Origin of the sequence: Aliifodinibius sp. S!AR15-10 (assembly GCF_031569985.1) — a bacterium.
Lineage (GTDB): Bacteria > Bacteroidota > Rhodothermia > Balneolales > Balneolaceae > JAMQKA01.
Genome location: NZ_JAMQKA010000049.1, coordinates 25,751 through 47,482 on the forward strand (window position 1 = coordinate 25,751; position 21,732 = coordinate 47,482).

At 47.7% G+C, this 21,732-nt stretch carries 13 protein-coding genes; 9 read left to right on the plus strand and 4 right to left on the minus strand.

Annotation, left to right across the window (positions count from 1 at the left end):
- The first annotated feature begins 26 nt into the window (after positions 1–26).
- The 4 genes from NC796_RS21520 (at position 27) to NC796_RS21535 (ending at position 9,148) form a co-directional block, all read left to right on the plus strand.
- Positions 27–3,800 carry a BamA/TamA family outer membrane protein gene (locus tag NC796_RS21520; protein WP_310687631.1) on the plus strand — a complete coding sequence of 1,258 codons (3,774 nt, stop codon included), beginning with the start codon at positions 27–29 and terminating at the stop codon, positions 3,798–3,800.
- A 164-nt stretch (positions 3,801–3,964) separates the two neighbouring features.
- Positions 3,965–5,929, plus strand: coding sequence for a tetratricopeptide repeat protein (locus tag NC796_RS21525; RefSeq protein WP_310687632.1), 1,965 nt, complete (start codon positions 3,965–3,967; stop codon positions 5,927–5,929).
- Positions 5,930–6,275: 346 nt separating this feature from the next.
- A complete protein-coding gene (locus NC796_RS21530) occupies positions 6,276–8,234 on the plus strand; it encodes a carboxypeptidase-like regulatory domain-containing protein (protein ID WP_310687634.1) in 1,959 nt (652 codons plus the stop codon).
- 260 nt (positions 8,235–8,494) lie between these two features.
- Positions 8,495–9,148 carry a Pycsar system effector family protein gene (locus NC796_RS21535; protein WP_310687636.1) on the plus strand — a complete coding sequence of 218 codons (654 nt, stop codon included), beginning with the start codon at positions 8,495–8,497 and terminating at the stop codon, positions 9,146–9,148.
- Positions 9,149–9,224: 76 nt separating this feature from the next.
- Here the strand turns inward: NC796_RS21535 and NC796_RS21540 are convergent, their stop codons facing one another.
- The 3 genes from NC796_RS21540 to NC796_RS21550 all read right to left on the minus strand — a co-directional run bounded on the left by NC796_RS21540 (position 9,225) and on the right by NC796_RS21550 (position 12,915).
- On the minus strand, positions 9,225–9,797 hold the full coding sequence (locus tag NC796_RS21540; RefSeq protein ID WP_310687638.1) for a hypothetical protein: 573 nt from the start codon (positions 9,795–9,797) through the stop codon (positions 9,225–9,227).
- A gap of 86 nt (positions 9,798–9,883) precedes the next feature.
- Entirely contained in the window at positions 9,884–12,427 is a 2,544-nt protein-coding gene (gene topA, locus NC796_RS21545; RefSeq protein WP_310687640.1) for a type I DNA topoisomerase, read from the minus strand.
- Between the two features lie 14 nt (positions 12,428–12,441).
- Positions 12,442–12,915, minus strand: a complete 474-nt coding sequence (locus NC796_RS21550) for a redoxin domain-containing protein (RefSeq protein ID WP_310687641.1) — start codon at positions 12,913–12,915, stop codon at positions 12,442–12,444.
- A 714-nt stretch (positions 12,916–13,629) separates the two neighbouring features.
- Between NC796_RS21550 and NC796_RS21555 the strand changes: the two genes are divergently transcribed.
- On the plus strand, positions 13,630–16,056 hold the full coding sequence (locus NC796_RS21555; protein ID WP_310687643.1) for a protein kinase domain-containing protein: 2,427 nt from the start codon (positions 13,630–13,632) through the stop codon (positions 16,054–16,056).
- A gap of 69 nt (positions 16,057–16,125) precedes the next feature.
- Here NC796_RS21555 and NC796_RS21560 read toward each other — a convergent pair whose 3' ends face one another.
- The gene (locus NC796_RS21560; RefSeq protein WP_310687645.1) at positions 16,126–16,689 is read right to left on the minus strand and encodes an NUDIX hydrolase; all 564 of its coding nucleotides are present in this window, start codon (positions 16,687–16,689) and stop codon (positions 16,126–16,128) included.
- Here NC796_RS21560 and NC796_RS21565 point away from each other — a divergent pair.
- From NC796_RS21565 to argS, 4 genes are all read left to right on the plus strand, one after another.
- Positions 16,688–17,890 carry an AMP nucleosidase gene (locus NC796_RS21565; protein WP_310687647.1) on the plus strand — a complete coding sequence of 401 codons (1,203 nt, stop codon included), beginning with the start codon at positions 16,688–16,690 and terminating at the stop codon, positions 17,888–17,890. The genes NC796_RS21560 and NC796_RS21565 overlap by 2 nt on opposite strands.
- A gap of 710 nt (positions 17,891–18,600) precedes the next feature.
- Positions 18,601–19,344, plus strand: a complete 744-nt coding sequence (radC, locus tag NC796_RS21570) for a RadC family protein (protein WP_310687649.1) — start codon at positions 18,601–18,603, stop codon at positions 19,342–19,344.
- A gap of 49 nt (positions 19,345–19,393) precedes the next feature.
- On the plus strand, positions 19,394–19,753 hold the full coding sequence (locus tag NC796_RS21575; protein ID WP_310687650.1) for a four helix bundle protein: 360 nt from the start codon (positions 19,394–19,396) through the stop codon (positions 19,751–19,753).
- A 75-nt stretch (positions 19,754–19,828) separates the two neighbouring features.
- Positions 19,829–21,466, plus strand: a complete 1,638-nt coding sequence (argS, locus tag NC796_RS21580; RefSeq protein ID WP_310687652.1) for an arginine--tRNA ligase — start codon at positions 19,829–19,831, stop codon at positions 21,464–21,466.
- The last annotated feature ends 266 nt before the right edge of the window (positions 21,467–21,732 follow it).

Below are 21,732 nucleotides of genomic sequence, written 5' to 3' on the forward strand. Positions count from 1 at the left end.
TTCATTTCGTCAAGAGCTACAAAACTATGCACAGAATATTCCCATCTCTTTTTCTTTGTATTGTGCTCCTTTTGGCAGGATGCAGCTCTTCCCGGCTCTACGTTTCGGAGGACAGCAGGGAGAGAAACAAGGAAGCACCTTCTCCACCTCAGTCAAAGCCGTTTTATTCCATTTTTTTGTTGGGTGATGCCGGTGGACCGGATCGCCCCAACCCAGTATTGTCACTGTTGAAGGACAAAGCAGATCAGGCAGGAGAAAAGAGTGCTATTCTATTTTTGGGCGACAATATTTATCCTGCCGGACTTCCTGAAGAGGGTGCGCCCGGCCGCAAGGATGCGGAAGCGCGTCTTATCCGGCAATTGGATGCTGTTAAAGGGCATCCCGGAGAACTGTTTATTATTCCAGGAAACCATGACTGGAATAACTCTCGTTCCGGTGGACTGGAGGCAGTGAAGCGACAGGAAGAGTTTGTGGAATCGTACCTAAACCGGGGAAATACATTTCTGCCCGATGATGGTTTCCCGGGCCCGGTGGATATTGAACTGGTGGATGATGACGATACGCCGTTTAATAAAGATATTCGTCTCATATTGCTGAATACCGAATGGTGGCTGACAGAACATGAGAAGTCATTTGGTGATACTGGGGAGTATGAACTGCACGACGCCGGTGATTTTTTGGTGGAACTGAAGAATGTTATACGAGATCGGATGAATGACCATGTGGTTGTGGCCGGCCATCATCCGTTGTATTCCAATGGGGCTCACGGGGGATACTTTCCGGCCAAGAGGCATCTGCTGCCGCCCGTGTTTGGGACGCTTTATGTGATGTATCGCAAGTTTCTGGGATATCGCCAGGATATCCCTCACTACCGGTACCGGGAGATGAAGTCTGAGCTAATCGATATATTTGATGGTTTGGAAAACCTGGTGTATGCAGCAGGTCACGATCACAGTTTGCAGTATTTTCGGTTGGATCGCCGCCGTATGTATCAACATTTTTTGGTCAGTGGTGGGGGGTATGAATCTGACTATGTGACTTCGGGACACGGTGCCGATTTTACCTACCAGGGCCCAGGCTTGTTGGCGATTCGCTACTACAATGACGGTTCCAGCTGGATAGAGGCATGGACGCCCGGTTCCGACAGCACAGATACTGGACGCCTGTTGTACCGATCCCAGCTCGCAGCACCTAACGATGATCCCTTTTATGCGGCCCCTTTAGACTCAACCAACACTCTGCCAACGGGCCTGAAAGACAGCACGGTCACCCTCGCCCCTAATCACCGGTATGATGAGCCGGGCTTCCTATATCGTGCCCTGATGGGGGCACATAATCGCGATCTCTGGTCAATTCCTATAGAGGTTCCGGTTTTCGATATTGAAACGGTGGAAGGGGGACTGCAGGCAGTAAAAATGGGTGGCCGGGGTCAGTCTAATACCCTTCGGCTCGAAAACAGCGAGGGCAAAGATTTTGTGCTCCGCTCAGTGGATAAAGTGGCCGGCAAAGTATGGGATGACGCCCTTCGAAACACGATAGCAGAAGACCTCGCGCAGGATCAGTTTGCTATTCTGAATCCGTTTGGAGCGTTGATGATACCACCGCTTGCGGATGCCATTGGTGTCTATCATACAAACCCGCGGTTGTATTACATTCCAAATGACCCAAGGCTCGGTGAGTTCGCCAACCAGGCCGGTGGTCAACTGGTTCTCTTTGAGGAGCGCCCGGATAACGATATGTCGCATGCCCCCCATTTCGGGAATTCAGAAGAGGTGATCAGTACGCGCGATATGCTTAGTGAAGTAGACGGGGACCTGGATCACCGGGTAGACCAGGAGATGATGTTACGTAACAGGCTGTTTGACAACTGGATCAGCGACTGGGATCGGCACGAGGACCAATGGCGGTGGGCATCATTTGAGCCTTTTGAGCTTGACTCCACACTAGAGGGGGATGCCCGAACCCAGGGCAAAATTTATCGGCCTATTCCACGGGACCGTGATGTGGCATTTATGCGGATGAACGGGCTCATTCCTTCATTCGGAAAGCTGACTTCATTCAGAAATTACCAGGATTTCACCGAAAGTTATGGGGATCTCAAGGGGTTGACGCTGAACAGCCTGGCACTCACACGGCGATTTACCAATCGGTTAACAAAAGAGGATTGGACTCGCATTGCCCGAGAGATGGCCGATGCTCTAACCGATGATGTTATTGAAGAAGCTGTATCAAAACTACCACCTGAAGCGCAGGAAAAAGCTGGTGATCGTATTTGCCACCTGATGAAAGTGCGGCGCGACAAACTTCCCGAAATGGCAGCAGAATATTATGAGCTTGTCAATGGGGTGGTGGATGTTGTGGGAAGTCATAAAAAGGAATACTTCGAAATTGAGCGGCTGGATGCTGACCGCACCGTTGTCCGCTTGTTTAAACGAGATGAAAAGGATAAGAAAGATCGAGAGCCATACTATGAGCGAACTTTTTATAGCAGTGAAACCGGGGAAATACGTGTATATGGGCTGGGAGACGATGATGAGTTTGCTATCCGGGGTGACCATAGCAATTCTACCACTGTGCGGGTGATTGGCGGAAGTGGAAATGATCGGTTTACAGCGGGCGATGTTGCCGGGAAAATAGCTAAAAATGTGAAGCTTTACGACAGTGTGGACGGTAACGAGTGGGTTGAGGTAGACGCACTCGATATCAGGAAGTCAGATCTGGCCACGATAAACCGTTATGATTATAGTAATGGATTTACCTATAACACGGCAACGCCGCTCCTGTTTTTTGGGCATAATAATGACGACGGGGTGTTTATCGGCGGCGGCGCTACGTTCCTTAGGAACGGTTTTCAGAAATACCCCTTTGCTGCTTCCCATACTTTGCGAGGTAATGTAGCAGCACGCACCGGAGCGTTCAATATACAATACAGGGGCCGTTTTACGGAAGTGACCGGACGCTGGGATGGTGAACTCGAGATTTTTGCCCTGACGCCAAACAATATCCGAAACTTCCTTGGGCTGGGCAATGAGACGAAGGAGACAATCGATGATGACAGCTACTACAAAGCCCGGCTTTGGCAGTTTGGAGTAACCCCATCCCTGCATCGTTCACTGGCTACAGGTGTTGACTTTTCAATAGGCCCTTTTTTCCAGGTTACAAATATTCGGGAGGATGATGGACGATTTATTACACAACCACAGGCGGGGATCTCCGAAAATACATTCGAAGACCAGTGGTATACTGGGTTTAGGACTACGCTGCAATTAGAAAATGTAGATGACAGTAACAACCCCAGGCAAGGATTCCGGTTCGTTAACCAGGGAACCTTTAACCTGGGTGTAAAAAACACAAGCGCTGATCACACAACACTGGGGTCAGCACTCTCGGTGTACGCTTCTCCATCACTGAGTCCCCAGCTGACAATCGCTACAAGGTTAGGTGCGCAGCACAACATCGGGCCGTTTCCGTTTTATAAAGCTAATACACTGGGTGGCGTAGAGAACCTGCGTGGAATGCGGAGCACGCGCTACAGCGGCCGGACGAATTTCTTTCACAATATTGAAGTGCGTGGTAAAATATTGAATTTCAACAGCTATCTGCTGGGCGGGGAGGCTGGCATGCTCGGATTTGTTGATCATGGACGCGTGTGGACCGACGGGGAGGACTCAGACAACTGGCATTTTGGATATGGTGGCGGGGTGTGGATAAACATCTTCAGAATGACCGTTATGCGTGCCAGCCTCGGTTTTGCAGAAGATGAGTGGAATGTGCTAGTGGGTGCCGGCTTTTTCTTTTAGTTACAATGTACGAGGCACTTTGGATGTGCGTCGCACAGAGATTCTGGATTAATAACTTAATTGCTAATTGTTCAGTTATTTTTCGTAATTTTTTGGTTATATGAGTAATCTATGAACTGAAGGTTACTACATATTGAACGGCCCGATTAAAAAGGAGTTAAGTAATGGCTGTAGAACATTTCCGCTTGTTAGCCGCCATCATGTTTGCTGATATGGTTGGTTATACTGCTTTGATGCAGCAGGATGAAGAAGAAGCGGTAAAAAAACGAGATCGTCAACGCGAAATACTTGAAGATGCGATCCTGGAGAACCAAGGGCGGGTCATCCAGTATTATGGTGATGGTACGCTCAGTATTTTCGGCAGTGCTATACGATCGGTGGAGTGCGCTATTGCCATTCAAAAGAAGCTAAATTCCTCGTCCGAAGATATTCCCCTCAGAATTGGGCTGCATGTAGGCGATATTGTGTATGACGATGAAGGGGCTTATGGGGATGCTGTTAACCTTTCCGCACGTATCCAGGCATTGGCAATACCCGGCAGTATCTTGGTAAGCGATCGCTTGCATGACGAGCTCAAAAATCATCCCAACATCCAAACCAAGTATTTGGGCACCCACCAGCTTAAAAATATAAGCCGCCAGGTTGCGATATACGCTATAAGCAATAAAGGACTTGCAGTTCCTTCACTCGATGAAATTAAATCCAAGACCGGGGGCGTAATTCGAAGTGTGGCCGTTCTCCCATTTGTGAACATGAGTGCGGATCCCGAAAATGAATATTTTAGTGATGGTATCACCGAAGAAATAATCAACGCGCTTACCCGGGTGAAGGGGCTCGATATAACCTCCCGCACATCGGCCTTTGTCTTCAAGGGCATGAACAAGGATGTCCGCCAGATTGGTCATGATCTTTCGGTTCGGTATGTGCTGGAGGGGAGCGTCCGCAAGGCGGGGAATCGGGTTCGGATAACGGCACAGCTAATCGATACCGAAGATGGCTTTCATATCTGGTCGGAGGTCTTTGACCGCGACCTGGAGGATATTTTCAAGGTTCAGGATGAAATATCCCGAAAAATAGCTGCCAAGCTTAAGGAGGATTTCTCAGATGCCGATGTTGGAATCAAGCAGCTGGTTGATCCTAGTACTGAGAGCGTGCAGGCTTATAACCATTTCCTGAAAGGCAACTATTACCTGCACAAGTGGACGCCGGAATCGGCCCTGAAGGCGATAGAGCAGTACACCAAGGCTACAGATTATTGCGAAGAGTATGCCGAAGCCTATGCCGGTATTGCCAACTGTTATTCTTATCTCGGGGCCATAGGTCGGCTTTCTCCACAGAAAGCGTATTCAAAAGCGGAGTCAGCAGCACAGAAGTCGATAAAACTAAATAACCGCTTGGCCGATTCCCACATTGCACTGGCGTTTGTGCGTCTGTTCTACTACTGGGATTTCAAGGGGGCTAAAAACAGTTTCCGCAAGGCGATGGCGATTGATTCTGACTCTGCTCTGGTAAAACAGAGCTATTCGATATACCTGCGTATCATGGGCAAAAACAAGGCCGCTATACGACTGCTAAAAGAAGCCCAGCACAAGGATCCGCTCTCGCTGACCATCAATTGTGATTTGGCCAGAACTTACTACAATGCCGGTCACCTGGAGAAAGCCCTCAAACAATTTAATAAAGTGCTGGATTTGGACGGTAACTTCCGAGCTGCCCTTGAGGGCAAAGGCTGGGTCTATGTTGAAATGGGAAAATTTGAAGAAGCCCTTGCGGTGTTCCAGCAATACCAGCATATGGTTGGTAGTGAAACAAAAGGTTTTCACCAACTGGGATACCTGCATGGTGTGCTGGGGGAAACAGCAAAGGCGCAAGAATATCTTCAGCGCCTGCAGAAAAGGGAATTAGCAGAGCCGGATGTTTCACTGGCAATGGATTTTGCGATTATTTACCTGGGAATGGGGGACTATGACAAGGTGTTTGAATACCTCCAGAAAGCCGTTGAAGAGCACCTGGGGGGCATCCTTTTTATCAAGTCTATTCCGTTCTGGGAACCGATCAGATCTGACCAGAGATATCAAGAACTGCTGCAAAAAGTAGGAATGAGTGAAGAGGAATTGGTGAGCAGCTAATACCACTTTAAAATTTTTTACAAGTGTATTTTCCTACCTAATAAAGGGTATTAGCAACCCGCAGTATAATCTCCACACATCTATGTTACTGATAAATTTATACTAATCAGTAATTTATAGTTAAATAGATATTTTTATATCTATATTATTACAGGATATAATAAATGTATAATCATTTTATTTACGATTTATTTTTTGGAGACTATAATACTGTTTTATATGTTATTTTCTATTTGTTTAGAGGCAAATTTGGCTAAATAATAACATCAATGAGAAAACGGGGTTCAGAATGAATACCGATAAATCTATACATCATAAGATCCTACGAACTAGTTGGCTACTATTTTTGCCAATCCTAACTTTCTTATTCGTCACATCATGTGGTGATACACCGGTAGATGGTGATACCGATGCCAGCACGAGCATCGTGGATTCTACCGATGTTAATAATGATATAACCTTCGTGCCCGAACAGTTTAATGCAGTAGGGAGTATTCAGGGTACAGTCATCGACAAAGCGACAGGAGAGTCGTTGAGCGATGTTGCAGTTTCCCTTCTGTTCAATCCGGAAGATGCCGAAGAAACATCTGTAATCACAGATACTACCGGGGCAAACGGAACCTTTGCTTTCCAAGGTGTGCCGGTTAATGAAGATGCAGATGATGACAGCGGTAATTCGGCATATTCTCTTGAAATCAATACTGAAGGAATGGATAACTACCGAGATCTATTCCGCTTTATGGCACCATTGAAATTTGAGAGCACGGCTGGAGACGGCGCTGCTAATAATTTGGTTGCCAATGTAACCGTCCCGCTTAGCGAGCGAGCAGCATCCGTAAAAGGTAAGTTGCATACATGGGGCGGCACAGTGCTTTCTGATGTAAAAGTGTACCTATATCAGTGGTTCAATCCAGTAATCAATGGCGGCGGATCAACGCAGACCGAAATGTTGGTCGATTCGACCACCACGGGTAGCGATGGGAGCTTCATGTTCAAAAATGTTGAAGAAGGAGCACGAATTTGGTTTGAAGCTGTTGATGAAAGCGATCCTTCAGAAGTTATCAATTATACTTCAGGCTTTGAGAATACCAAGTCAGCCTCTGGAGATGCTTCTGCAACGATCGATTACGGCGTGGTACAAGTAGGAACACAAGACGAGTCAGGTGCATTTTATGTCGAGGAAGTGACACCCGCTTCTGAGTCTGATGTCACTACCGATACGATGTTTACTTATACGTTTAACCGCCCAGTTGCGGACAATGAGTATACACGTACCGATCTCGGGTTCGGAAATGATACATTTAAGGATGACATTCGGTTTTGGGATAATGGATCTAAAGGAAAATCCCCTGGGGACGTAGAATTTTCCGTGGCATGGTCCTCGGATCGAACAGCTCTAACTATTACCCCCACAGGTCTGGAGGATGCTCATGAGTATCGACTCGACGTTAACAACGCGTTCAATAATCAGGATTTCGTTGATCAACATGGTAATAATCTGACCTACAATGGTAATACCACATATTCCAATGACAACGAAGTGGAGTTCCTTAGCTTCACTACCAATGACAACAATGCCAAGCCACACACTCCTCAGCTGGCGATCAATAGCGAGGATGTGGCAAACTTAGATTTTAATGGTGGCAATGTTGAGCTAAGTTGGGATGTAGATGAATCCGCTACTGATGTGAAAGAGTACGAACTCTGGAAAAAAGAGGGTGAGGGCTCTTATGAACACGTGACTACCTATTCCCGTGATGACGCTGCCTTTAATGAACTCTCCAAAGATGTCTACACAGGAGACTTTGTCATATACAGAGGTGAATTTAATAATGTTCCTGATGAAGCCGTTAGTATGAAGTACAAAGTCCGTGCAATCAGTGAGAACCTGAGAGAGGGGGACTTCAGCAACGAGGTAACGGTTTCAGATAATACTTTGCCTGATATCACGGGAGCGAGCTACAATACAGCAACTGGTGATAATACAGGGGAAGTAACCGTTCAGTATGCTGAACCGATGATGAAGTCACAAGTAGAAAACAGTGCTAACTACACTTTTTATGACAGTGGCGATAATGAGATCAGCGTCAATATATTATCTATTGAATATGACGGGTCAAATGGTCAAACTGTTATAACCATTGAAGATCAGACATCACTTACAAGCGGAACTTCCGAGTATGTTGAAGTTACTGGCGTTACCGATCTTTCCGGAAACGGCATGGATACCGCTGATTCCAATAGCGATAGCAGTGATGATGACGATAACGATCCTGATAGCAACGGTAACGAAGCAACATACTAGTTGCTAAAAAGAGCCTCTAAACTAAATGGAAGCCGTAAGTCTCATGACTTGCGGCTTTTTTTATAAAAAATAATCATATCTTTTGCATAACTGGCAGATTACTTTGACCTACAAATAAAAACTATCATGAAATAAACATTACCCGTGTAGGCAAAAGGGTAGATACATTTATTATTGGATTCTCACTATATTATAGAGATTAAATGTTGTATATGTATAGAGAGAGTATAACTGTAATTGACGAACAGGAAGAGCATTAAATGGAAGAGTCGCCGGATTCACATACACAGCAAGACGAAGATCGGGAACAGCACGCAGCTAAAGAAGCACAAGCCGAGAATGGAGCACAGAAGGAACAGGAGGAGGATAATGACAAGAAGTTTGGTTCCCGCAAGCGTGGTGTTTCAGATATGTTTCGTACTGCATACCGTACTCATGTGGAGCTGAGCGCCATCGCTGATAACAAGTCGAACATCATGATCAGCATCAACGGGATCATTATTTCTATTGTGATTGCCTCCATATCACCAAAGATTGATGCCAATCCCTGGTTGTTGTGGCCAACAGCAGCGCTATTACTTTCCTGTCTTGCTTCGTTGGTTTTTGCAATTCTGGCAGCTCGTCCACGCGTGAACAAGAATCCTGTGACGCTGGAAGATGTACGTGCAAATCGGGCAAATATTCTATTCTTCGGCAATTACAATAATATGGAGCGGAGTGAATTCGTGGAGGGGATAGAAGAGCTGATGCAGGATGAACAGCGTCTCTATGATTCGATGGCACGCGATTTATACGGACTTGGACAGGTGCTATTTAAAAAGTATGACCTTCTGCGTGTCTCCTATACTATTTTTATGGCAGGAATTGTATTGGCGGTAGCACTCTTCATTTTCGTATTTCTGACCGTAGCTTAGAAACAGCAAACAGTGTGTCATGTCCCTCAATCTCCAATTCTACTCTGATACCTTGACACTTGTTTATTACCAACTGTTAAAACAGGCTGGCCTGTTCGTCATCCTTTTTCTTCCTGGCGTGCTCCATCTTTGGTGCCGGTCCTTGTTCTTGGTTTACCAGGAGCATCTCAGGGGTGAATTTTTTGTCATAAATCCGTTTGGTGATGCCCTGTAGTGCTTTTTCTCCACGTGGTGTTATCAGCAGGCGGTCATTATCCTCAATCGTCAGGAATCCAAATTCCTTAAGATCGTTTATGATCATATAGATAAGCTTGGAAATTGTGCCGCAATTTTCTTCTACGTAATCACGGTTTACTGCTTTATCACCTGCATCGAAAACAAGTCCCAGGATGTTAAGCTCCGTTTCTGTGAGTGGGTATCCTTCAGATCCTTTGGTCAACAGCTTATCCCAGGCATTTTGGCTGTAATACAAGCCAAACCACCATTTGGCATTTTTTACCATCCGGTGCGTTGCACTGCAAGCAAAGTATTCACCGACCTTGGCTTTTTTAGGCATCCCACGTTCGCGGTACATCGAGACGAGCGTGGCAAGATCCAGCTCATGCAGGTTTGGCGGATAACGAAAATGAAAGTGAGATTTCTTTTCCATAGCAGTTTTAAGTTAACAAAATGCCATGATCTTTTTCAGATAAGAATTGTGTTGATAGCCAATCGCAAAAAATCCTTAACGCAGGGCTAGCCCTCTTTTTCGGCAATCAGTTTTACCGCATCGTCCATGGAAACCTCTTCCGGGTCCACATCGTCAGGCAAACTGATATTCTTTTTGCCATACTTGATATATGGACCATAACGTCCGGTCATGACACGCACCTTTTTGCCATTGGAGGGATGTTCACCCAGGCTTTTTATTTCGTTGCTGCGTTTGGGCTTTTTCTTTTGGGCCAATAGTTCCAGGGCGCGATCCAGATCCACCTCAAGTACGTGGTCGTTTTTGCGGAGCGATGCAAAGGTACCGTCGTGCACTACAAACGGTCCGTAGCGTCCAACACCGGCACGCACATCTTTCCCCGTTTCCGGATGTTTACCCAACAGTCGCGGCAGATCAAGCAGTTGAAGGGCCAAATCCAGGTCCACATCCTCTGGTTTCATACCTTTGAGCAGGGAAGCCCGATCCGGCTTTTTGTTATCGTCCGTTACTTCGCCGACCTGCACATAGGGTCCATAACGTCCATTCAGCACGAAAATTGGTTCCCCGGTTTCCGGATGATCCCCTATTGATTTGGGTCCTTGTTCTTCAGCTTTTACCAGTTCTTCCAATTTTTCAACCGTAATGTCACTGGGATACCACTGGTTGGGAATGGAGGTGGTCACTTCATCCCCATTGCGCTTCGATTTGATGTATGGACCGTAGCGACCGACCAGTACATCAATATTATCCAGGTCCTTGAGCGGGAGATGCAGCTGGCGGGCTTCCTGTGGATCAATCTTGTCCTCACGGGACTCAACTTTGGCTTTTAGCCCATCTTTTCCTTTGTAATATCCACTGAGATACTCCTTGGGATCGCCTTCCCCTTGGGCAATTTTATCCAGCTTGTCTTCCATCTCGGAGGTGAAGTCACTGTCCACAAGGTCTGGAAAGTTGCGTTCCAGAAGCTCGGTAACTGCAAAAGCGGTGAACGTCGGTATCAGCGTTTTGCCATCGGTCTCCACATAGCCACGGTCCTGCACTGTGCTGATAATACTGGCGTAGGTGCTTGGTCGGCCGATGCCCCGTTTTTCGAGCTCTTTCACCAGTGTTGCTTCAGTAAATCGTGAAGGAGGTTTGGTTTCATGGGAGATCGGCTCGATGCCGTGCTCTTCAATACCTTCGCCTTCAGTGAGTTCCGGCAGGTAATTTTCCTGGTTCTCCAATGCTGCTTCCGGGTCATCGCTGCCCTCAACATAGGCTCTGAAAAAGCCGGGGAACAGGATCTTTTTACCGCTCGTTTTGAATTCGGCTTTGGTACCGTTGGCTGTTGCTTCTATAACGACATTCGTGAATTCGAGCTCGGCCTGTGCCATCTGTGTTGCAATGGTGCGTTTCCAGATCAGGTCGTAGAGCTTGAAGTCCGGACCACTGAGACCGGCTTTTTCCGGTTTGGTGAAGGAGCTCCCCGCCGGACGAATTGCCTCGTGCGCTTCCTGTGCTCCTTTCGAACCACCACCGTAATTCCGTGCGCGTTTAAACAGGTAGTCTTTGCCGTACTCATCTTCAACGGCGTTTCGAGCCGCATTGATGGCTTGTCCCGACAGTCGTGCTGAGTCAGTACGCATGTAGGTGATAAGCCCGTTTTCATAGAGTTTTTGGGCAATCTGCATGGTACGTTTCGCCGAGTATCCAAACTTCCGGTTGGCTTCCTGCTGAAGCGTAGAGGTGATGAACGCCGGCGCGGGATTTCGTTTCTGCCGGTTCTTTTTGACCTCAGATACTTTCCAGTCTGCTTCATCCAGATCATCCCGGAGATCAGAGGCTTTTTTATCATCCAGCAGGACTACCGATTTGGGCTTTTTCAATTTGCCCGTGTTTTCATCAAAATCTTTGCCTGAAGCCAGTCGCTTGCCGTCGAGGTGGGTCAGATCGGCTTCAAAAATATCGCTGTCATCCAACTTGCTGAGTTGTGCCTTCAGGTCCCAGTAACGGGCCGAGCGGAATTTCATACGCTCGCGTTCCCGTTCAACCAAAAACCGAACAGCCACCGATTGTACGCGTCCGGCTGAGAGTCCTGGGGCAATTTTTTTCCATAGCAGAGGGGAGATTGTGTAGCCCGCCAGACGGTCGATAATGCGGCGCGTTTCCTGCGCGTTCACCAGGTTCATATCGATATCCCGGAAATTTTTCAGGGCATCCTGGATCGCTTCTTTGGTGATTTCCCGGAATACCATCCGTTTCACCGGCACATCGGGATTTAGTATTTCGACCAGGTGCCAGGAAATGGCTTCTCCTTCGCGGTCTTCATCAGTCGCGAGTACCAGTTCATCGGCATCTTTAAGAAGCTTTTTTAGTTTTTTAACCACTTTCTTTTTACCCGATGGAATAACATAAAGAGGATCAAAATCCTCATCGGTGTTGACACCCAGGTTCGCCCACTCCTCCTTCTTGAATTTGGAGGGGATCTCTTTGGCAGATGCGGGGAGATCCCGGATGTGGCCCATCGACGAATCGATGACATAGTCTTTGGGCAGGTACTTCTTGAGCGTTTTAATTTTTGTGGGTGACTCTACAATGACTAACGATTTCATAATGTAATCAGGTGCTACAGGTTTTCAATCAGCTCTTTTAACTCTTCAGCATGAGCTTTCGTATTAACTTTTTCAATAATTCCCAAAACGGTTCCATCTTTGTCAAGCACATACGCCGAACGGGTCGGTGCATCGTATGTATTGCCAAACATCTTTTTCTCAACTACCGAATCGGTGGCTTCCCCGAATTTGTAATCCGGATCGGAGGCCAGGGTATAATTTATGCCCAGTTTTTCAGCATAGTTTTTATGCGATCCGCAGGTGTCTTTACTAATGGCTATAAGGTTGTATCCTTTCTCATCAAACCAGTCGGCGTGCTCGGCCAGGCTCTTATTCTGCTTGTCACAACCGGAGGTATTGTTCCGCATATAAACAGAGACAATCGTCGGGCGATCCAGCAGATCACCAAATATTACCTCTTTCTCTTCGCCATTTTGCACTACGTTGAGCGAAAAGTCAGTATTTATTTTATCTCCGGTATCTATCATTTGTTCCTCCTGTAGGGATTGGTGTTCCTGTTGAAAATAACCAGGAAGGATATAAATTGTATTTCTTGTCGTTTCGTTTCCGTACCAGCTGTTTTTTCACAGACCGTATATAATAACGCCCTCTTTTTGATACTGCAATTACTTTTTCTACTGAATGTGAGACGGCAGACGTGAGATGTTGAGGCGAACCTCATTACTATTTTGCCTTTTTGATTAAGTTTTGAAAGCATTGTAAAAAGCTGATTCAGCTTCTTATGGAGTTTTCCCATATTTGCCTTTATAGGTAACCCGGGTTTAAGACAATTTATAATGAATCCGTTTTCTTTCTTTTTGATGAAACACGAGCTATTTCTTCAGAGATGTCATTTGGATATAAGTGCATTTTATTCGTTTGAGGGTAAGTTTGTATTAATTGAACGCCAGCCTACAATATATTTAAGTTTCCTGTCATAGAGCGACTATCCAGACATGATTTTTTATTAGTGTTTCTTTACAGACCCTGTTCAGGCAGATTCCTTCCAAAAATGTGAGCCGTGAGAGAGGAGACGTAGTATTGTAAACATATAAACAGAAACGTTACTTTAAACATCGCTAAGCCAGTGATGTTTACTGATAAGATTTATAAGGGAAAGTTTTGTAAGTTAATTCAATACATATGCAGTATAGCTGCAGTATTTATCTGGTTCACTTCGATCAACTGTTAGAGGGAGAGGGATGGTAGGCAAGACGATTAGCCACTATAATATCCTGGAAAAGCTTGGTGGCGGAGGCATGGGGGTCGTCTACAAAGCAGAGGACCTTAACCTCAAACGCCCCGTCGCCCTAAAATTTCTGCCTCAAAACCTAAGTCGTGATGAGGATGCCAATAAACGGTTCACCCATGAAGCGCAGGCTGCCTCCGCCCTTGACCATAACCATCTTTGCACCATCTACGAAATTGGGGAAACCACCGATGGCCGGCTGTTTATGGCGATGGCCTACTATGAGGGGGAGACGCTAAAGAAAAAGGTTGGGACTCCCTTTAAGGTAGAGGATGTAGTTGCCATTGCCACACAAATTGCTGAAGGCCTGTCGAAAGCCCACCAAAAAGATATCCTCCACCGGGACTTGAAACCGGCTAATATCATGCTGACCAATGACGGTATTGTCAAAATACTGGATTTTGGCCTGGCGAAATTACGTGGGCAAACCGCGCTGACCAAAAAAGGGACTATACTGGGTACGGCGGCCTATATGTCACCCGAACAAGCCCGGGGCGAGCAGGTCGACCAGCGCAGTGACATATGGTCCCTGGGTGTAGTTTTGTATGAACTGCTGGTCGGGCAACTGCCGTTTACAGGAGAATACGAGCAGGCCGTATTTTATTCCATACTGAGCGAAGACCCGGAACCGCCCACCGCCCGGAGAACCGGCGTGCCGATGGAATTGGAGCGTATCATACTGAAAGCGTTGGCCAAAGACCCGGGGGATCGCTACCAGCACGTCGAAGAGATGTTGGTGGATTTAAACAACCTGAACAAGCAGCTTAAAGCCAACTCATCGGAATCCGGCTCCCCGGTTTTCCCGGATCGCAAGCTGACCAAACCGGTTGTTGCCGGCATCATGATAGTCGTGCTTGCAATCATTATTGGCATGGTGGTCTTTCCCGGCATATTTTCCGACCCGGCAGGACCTGGTGAAAGTAACGTACAGCCGGAAACCGGCACTGAAACTTTTAATCCACCGTTAGATCAGAAATCCATCGCTGTGCTTCCGTTTACTTACTTGGGCAGGGAAGACAGCGCCGATTATTTTAGCCTGGGCATGACCGATGAGCTCCTTACCCGGCTGGCCCAGATACGAAATTTAGCGGTTATTGGTCGCACGTCGGTCATGAAGTACCAGGACAGCGACATGACGCTCCCCGAGATAGGGCGGGAGCTCGGCGTGGCTCACCTGCTGGAGGGCAGCGTTCAGCTGGTCGGGAATCAAGTTCGCATTCGTGCCCAGCTTGTTGATGCCGGTAATGGGCTCAACCGATGGGCCGACAGCTACACGTACCCCTTTAAAAATATCCTTGACCTTCAAAGCCGGATTGCCGGGCAGGTGGCCCGCGAGCTGGAAGTGGAACTATTGCCCGGGGAAACCGATCAGCTGGCCGCGTCTCGACAAGTGGATCCAACAGCGTATCGTTTGTATCTGCAAGGGCGTCATCTTCGGTTCCAGGAGACGGGCCTGAGCCTGACCCAGGCTGTTCGCCTTTTGTTGGGCTCGATCGAGGTCGACTCGACGTTTGCCCCGGCCTGGGCGACCCTCTCCACCACCGCATGGCTCGCGCCAATTGCCGGCGGACATCTTCCCCACGGGCTGAACGCCGACTCGCTGGCCCGGGCGGCGGGCCGGCGGGCGGTGGCGCTGGACTCGACAAGCGCGGAAGCCCATGTTGCCATGGGACTTATCCACTATAGCCTGAACAAGGACTTTCGGTCGGGTGGACCGTGGTTGAAGCGAGCAATCCTACTCAATCCGGGCCTGGCTAATGCCCACCGGGATTATGGTGTCTATCTAAGCCGTATGGGCCGGTTTGAGGAGGCTGAGCCCTATCTGAAAAAGGCTGTAAACCTAGACCCCGCCTCTCCTATCATTTGGCAGGCATTGGGCTGGAATCACCTCTACCGGGAAAACTACGGGCAGGCACGACGTCACTTCGAGCGTGCACTCACTCTTCAATCGGACTTCTGGCTTGCCCGTGCATATATGGCTGAGGTCTTTCTGGCACAGGGACAGCCTGAGAATGCCCTGCATGAGACGCTCAGTGCTGTCGAGGTAAATCCATCTCCATTCAGTCTAGCGATGCTAGGCCGCATCTACGCCCTAACAGGACAGCCGGATTCGGCACGAGCAGTGCTCAGGAGTCTGCGGAATAAGTTTGGTCCCCACCCTTTTCCAGAAGCCATCATTTATACATCGCTTGGTGAGAAGAAAAGGGCACTGAATCTTCTTGAGGATATAGGAGGTAATGTGCTTATAAAAGTGGACCCGGTATGGGCACCGCTGCGGGGCGAACCACGCTACCGACGGCTCCTGGAGCGGATGGGACTGGATGATGCGTCGGTCCGGGAGACCATGGCCCGGCTTGGGGAGGAAGATAATTCGTTTTAAACTGTGTGACTCTTCCTTTTTAATCACTTTTCAATCAGTACAAATAGAGAACAACTCACCTCTGCCATATCACGTCTCACGTAAAAGCAATTTCGCCACTGCGGCCACCACAATGGAGTGATCAATGGTCCCATCCTCTACGCGATCGAGGAAATCTTGATATGAGAGTTTGTGCACTTTAATTCGCTCATGCTGGTCCAGGTTCATAGTGCCGTTGGGTTCGCACTCCTCCGCCAGGAAAAAATAGTTGTAGTTGTTCATAATTGCTGGATTCGCGCTGACTTTGCCCAGGCTACTCCATTTTTTTGAGATATAGCCCGTTTCTTCCTGCAGCTCGCGCTTGGCCGTTTCCAATGGAGACTCACCCGGATCGCACACACCGCCGGGAATCTCCAGGGAGGGCTTGTCAACTCCAAACCGAAACTGTTCCACCAGCACAACCTCGCGATCGGCTGTGATGGCTATGACGTTGACCCAGTTGGGGGCATCAATGATATAGAAATCTCCTTCTATATTTTCTGAATTCAGACGAAGCCGATGTTTGAAAAGATTAAATATTGGTGTCTCATATTCCTTATTTTGCTGTTCGACAGACCATGACTCAACGCTAAAACGGAACGGTTTTTTACTCATGAGTGAAGTAACGACTGACAAAAAGTTCGAATTTCATAAAGAAGATCTTATGCCACAGGAGTCGATCCAGGAAAAAATCACCCGGGCCTGCGACCTGATGGAAGATATCTATGATCAGGGAGAATATCCCAAAGTATTGGTTCGGCGTTCGTGGTCCAGGCACAACCCGGTGATTGACGGGGAGATGGCCAAACCCAAGGCCTACCGCTGGTACCTGCAGCGGGAGTTGACGAAACTGGCTGAGAAGGGGGCATATATCAAGGTTCAACCATCCCGAAAGATTGTCCCGATGAACGACCCCAGCCTACTCGATAACACCGATGAGGATGAATGGGATATCACCCAGAAGAAACTGTTCCTGTTTAGTCCTGAGCGTATCGATCTCTCCCTGAACAGGCTGGAGCATTACACGGGGACCAAGCCCGAGGATTTCCAGCGCTACATCCTGTTTACGAATTATGATATGCATGTAGAGGTCTTTAATAACAAGTATCCCGACTGCATTAAGCCTAATCGGGGAGGCATACAGATGCCGGCTTATCACCACGTGCTGCCCGATAATAAAGGAGTAACGCTCATTAATATCGGCGTGGGCCCCTCCAATGCCAAGACTATCACCGATCATGTAGCGGTGCTGCGTCCGGATGCGATGGTGATGGTGGGCCATTGTGGTGGGCTGCGTAATCACCAGAGCATTGGTGATTTTGTGCTGGCCACCGGTTTCCTGCGGGCGGATGGTGTGCTGGATGACATTCTGCCGCTGAACATCCCCATTACGCCTAACTACCTGCTGAATGTGTATCTGAAAGAGGTGCTCGACAAATACGATCGCAGTCATCGCATGGGTACCGTGTACACTACCTCGAACCGCAACTGGGAGTTTATCAAGCGGCGAACCGTGGAGGAGATCCATATGAGTCGGAGCATTGCTATCGACATGGAGTCGGCGACGGTGGCGACGAATGGGTATCGCTACCGCATCCCCAATGCCACGCTTCTGTGCGTAAGCGATCGCCCCCTACACGGCAAGCCAAAGCTCAGCGATGAGGCACAGAGTTTTTATGAGGAGTCAAAACAGATGCACCTGGAGATGGTGATCGAGGCACTGGAGATGTGCAAGCAAAATTACCCGGAAGGGCTGCCCAATGCCAGCATTCGCGCTCCGAACGAACCTCTTATGGGTGGACCGGATGACGACTAAGGCGGTACGTGAGAAGTGAGACGGCAGACATAAGATGATGAATTGGATGCCACTTTTGAGGTATCGCGCGAGATTTAATCGCGAATATCATCAACATATTTACCTGTTGAATTTAGAGCTGCATATGGCCTCTGCGCGATCTGCATAATTAGCGGGAGAACGACAGGGCCCGCAGACGACGCGGATTCCGCAGATTGTCTGGTACATCCATCGTTATGGGTCGCCCGTGAAGATGACTAACCAGGAAAACGCGTTATCATTATATACAGCAGTGTATATTTCGCACCGGTGGCAGGGCACGAGAGCAAAGTTTCAAAATTGTAAGGGCATGATGCATCGTGCCCCAAATACCAGATTCTATCCTCCAACTTCCAACTTCCACTTACCTCTGGCGCGTAACGCTATGTCTGTAGCTGTACATACCGCTCGAAAAATAGATCTTATGGTGAGTAAGGATATTTCAACTCAGGTCAAACGTCTTACTTTTGTCGTCTCACTTATCTCGTTCCGTACCTCCGGTGCGGAACGCTTTGTCAGCAGCTCTGCTGTCCATACGGTTCGAAAATAGATCTTTGGGATACTCCAAATCAGACCAAACCTCTCACCCCTGCCGTCTGACATCATATTTCATGTCTAAAAAAATTTTTTTGTAAGGATTTGTCTTGAATCCTCTCTATAGGGAAAGAACTTTTAATAAAAGAGATTAATCCATGTCAAAACCAACAGAATCCGGAGAAGAAGAAAAAGAGACGTTTGAAGCTGATAAATTTCGAAATCGCACGGTCAAGGAGATGCGTCCCGATGAGCAGCCACGTGAAAAGCTGATGAAATACGGAGGAGAGAGTCTTTCCGATGCCGAGCTGCTGGCGATATTGCTACGCACAGGCAGCCGGGAAATGAATGTCATCCAGATGTCGCAGGCCGTGCTCGACCATTTCGACGGGCTGCGTCACCTGGCCCGTAAAGGGTGGCAGGACCTTAAGGTAATTCCCGGGATGGGCAAGGTGAAATCCCTGACACTGGAAGCCGTATTTGAGCTCTCGCGTCGCATACAGGTGGCCTCGCTGGGCGACCAGCTTCAAATTACTTCCCCGCAGGAAGCGGTTGCCTATTTTGGTCCCAAATTGCGCGATTTAACGAAGGAAGTTTTCCTTGTCGCCTTCCTTAACAATGCTAAATACCTGATGGGGTATCATAAAATAAGCTCCGGTGGCTCCACGGCCACCATCGTTGATCCTGCCGAGATTATGCGCCAGTCGGTGCTCAACGAAGCCCAGAGTATTCTGCTGTTGCACAACCATCCCAGTGGAAACAAAGACGAATCCAAAGCGGATATTCAACTTACCAATCGCGTAGTAAAAGCGGGCAAGCTGCTCGGCATCCCGGTCAATGACCATATCATCATCGCCGGCGACAGCTACACCAGCTTCCGCGCCAAGGGATTGATTGAATAGTTAAGAATGAAGAATTAAAAATTAGGAATTAATAATTCTGGGTATTGTAATGGGTAAAGAGAATGTTATCCAAGAAAAAAGTTATGCATTTGCATTAAGGATTATAAAATTACATCAATTGATGGTTGACGACCATAATGAGTATGTATTGTCCAAACAGATTTTAAGATCTGGAACTTCTATTGGCGCAAATATTGAAGAAGCTATTGGGGGACAATCAAGGAAAGATTTTCAGGCTAAGATTTTTATTTCATATAAGGAGGCCAGAGAAACGCATTACTGGATTAGACTAATAAGAGATAGCGGGATTATTTCTAGAAATTTGGCTAATTCACTAATTGATGACTGTGAAGAACTAAAGAGAATACTAAGCTCAATCTTATTAACACTACGTCAAAATAATTCTTAATTCTTAATTTTTAATTCTTCATTCCATTAGCGTTATATTTGGCGTTTCACATTAAGCCCTAAAGAAAATTGTTGAATGAAGGATTACCTGCGTTCCATAATTAGCGATTCACTGAAACAGTTTGATCTCTCCGATGAAGATCGGCCCAAAGAGATTGAAATCGAAAAACCCAACCAACCCGATCACGGCGATGCTGCCACCAACATCGCGATGATGCTGGCACGGCCGCTCCGGAACAATCCACGGAAGATTGCAGAGCAGATTGTCGAGAACCTGGATTACGATCCCAAACGAATAGCGGAAGTAGAGATCGCAGGTCCCGGATTTATCAATTTCCGGTATGCCGATACCTACCTCTATGATGAGCTGGCTGAAATTCTTTTACTGGCTACAGATTTCGGAAAAACGAATCACAGGGAAGGTCAAAAGCTCCAGGTTGAGTTCGTGAGCGCCAATCCCACAGGACCGCTGACAGTAGGCCATGGACGCAATGCTGTGCTTGGTGATACCATCGCACGATTGTTGGAATGGACCGGGGCGAAGGTTGATCGCGAGTACTACTTTAACAACGCCGGCCGACAGATGCGTGTGCTGGGTGAAAGCGTACGAGCTCGCTATTTGCAAGAGCTTGGCAAAGATGTCGAATTCCCTGAAGATGGCTACCAGGGCGAGTATATCAAAGAAATTGCAGCCGCTTTAATAGAAGAGCAGGACGATGCGCTGGTGGATAGCGAGGATGTGACACCATTCAAGGACAAGGCTGAAGCCCTTATCTTTGAAGAGATCCAGAAGACACTTAACCGCATGAACATAAAGATGGATCGGTTTTTTAACGAACGGGAGCTCTACGAAGATGGCTCCATCGACCGTGCTGTGGAAACATTCCGTGAAAAAGGCTTGGCGTATGAAAAGGAGGGAGCAACCTGGTTCAAAACCTCGGAGTTCGGCAAGGACAAAGACACGGTCCTGATCAAAAGCACTGGTGAGCCCACCTACCGCATGCCTGATATTGCGTATCACGCCAACAAACTGGACCGGGGATACGATCAGTGCATTGATATTTTTGGGGCTGATCACATCGCAACCTATCCCGATGTGATGTCCGGTATTGAGGCGCTGGGGTATGACCCTTCTAAGATAGACGTGGTGGTCTACCAGTTTGTGACACTCGTCAACAAGGGCAAGCCGTTTAAGATGAGTACCCGAAAAGCCAACTTTGTGACGCTCGACGAACTGATGGATGAGGTGGGGTCGGATATTACCCGTTTCTTCTTCCTGATGCGCGATCCCAATACCCACCTGGAGTTCGATATTGCAGAGGCGAAAGAGGAAGGGGAAAAGAACCCGGTGTTCTACCTGCAATATGCCCATGCCCGGATCAAGAGCATTCTACGCAAAGTGGAAGAGGAGTACAGCTTTGAAAGTGAACCTAACCTGGAAGTACTGACGCATCCTGCCGAAATACAGCTGGTCAAGACGATGATCCGCTTCCCCGAAATGATAGAGAGTGCCGCCGAAGCGCGCGAACCCCACCGACTGATCAATTACCTGAATGATCTGGCTTCTGATTTCACCACTTTCTATCACGACTGCAGAATCCTTGGTGAAGCAGAAGAGCTGGTACAAGCACGTGCGGATCTGGCAAAAGCAGTAGCCCAAGTTCTGGCAAACGGGCTGGGGATCCTGGGCATCTCCGCTCCAGACCAGATGTAGGATTGGCTTTGTGTGCGATGTATTTCTTCGATGGAAGACCGTTAAACTGTCGACCAACTAGCATTTGTTTCTTACAGTCGGCAGTAAAACTGTCTCCCAACTTAATAGGGTAGTTCAGAGGCTTGTTTGAGGCACAATGCTAGTACTTAATTTCAAAAATTATAGTAATTATTAGCTGGGGACATCGTATATTCCCTCCAACCCTCAATTAAACGCTCATGAATGTTGCCCCAACGATAGAACTAACTCCCGACCAGCGTCAGCTT

Excerpts from the sequence above, each read along its gene's own strand:
- NC796_RS21550 (WP_310687641.1), bottom strand. The coding sequence starts at position 12,915 with ATGATAGATACCGGAGATAAAATAAATACTGACTTTTCGCTCAACGTA.
- NC796_RS21540 (WP_310687638.1), bottom strand. The coding sequence starts at position 9,797 with ATGGAAAAGAAATCTCACTTTCATTTTCGTTATCCGCCAAACCTGCAT.
- argS (WP_310687652.1), top strand. The coding sequence starts at position 19,829 with ATGAAGGATTACCTGCGTTCCATAATTAGCGATTCACTGAAACAGTTT.
- NC796_RS21555 (WP_310687643.1), top strand. The coding sequence starts at position 13,630 with ATGGTAGGCAAGACGATTAGCCACTATAATATCCTGGAAAAGCTTGGT.
- radC (WP_310687649.1), top strand. The coding sequence starts at position 18,601 with ATGTCAAAACCAACAGAATCCGGAGAAGAAGAAAAAGAGACGTTTGAA.
- NC796_RS21520 (WP_310687631.1), top strand. The coding sequence starts at position 27 with ATGCACAGAATATTCCCATCTCTTTTTCTTTGTATTGTGCTCCTTTTG.
- NC796_RS21525 (WP_310687632.1), top strand. The coding sequence starts at position 3,965 with ATGGCTGTAGAACATTTCCGCTTGTTAGCCGCCATCATGTTTGCTGAT.
- NC796_RS21535 (WP_310687636.1), top strand. The coding sequence starts at position 8,495 with ATGGAAGAGTCGCCGGATTCACATACACAGCAAGACGAAGATCGGGAA.
- NC796_RS21560 (WP_310687645.1), bottom strand. The coding sequence starts at position 16,689 with ATGAGTAAAAAACCGTTCCGTTTTAGCGTTGAGTCATGGTCTGTCGAA.
- NC796_RS21565 (WP_310687647.1), top strand. The coding sequence starts at position 16,688 with ATGAGTGAAGTAACGACTGACAAAAAGTTCGAATTTCATAAAGAAGAT.
- topA (WP_310687640.1), bottom strand. The coding sequence starts at position 12,427 with ATGAAATCGTTAGTCATTGTAGAGTCACCCACAAAAATTAAAACGCTC.
- NC796_RS21575 (WP_310687650.1), top strand. The coding sequence starts at position 19,394 with ATGGGTAAAGAGAATGTTATCCAAGAAAAAAGTTATGCATTTGCATTA.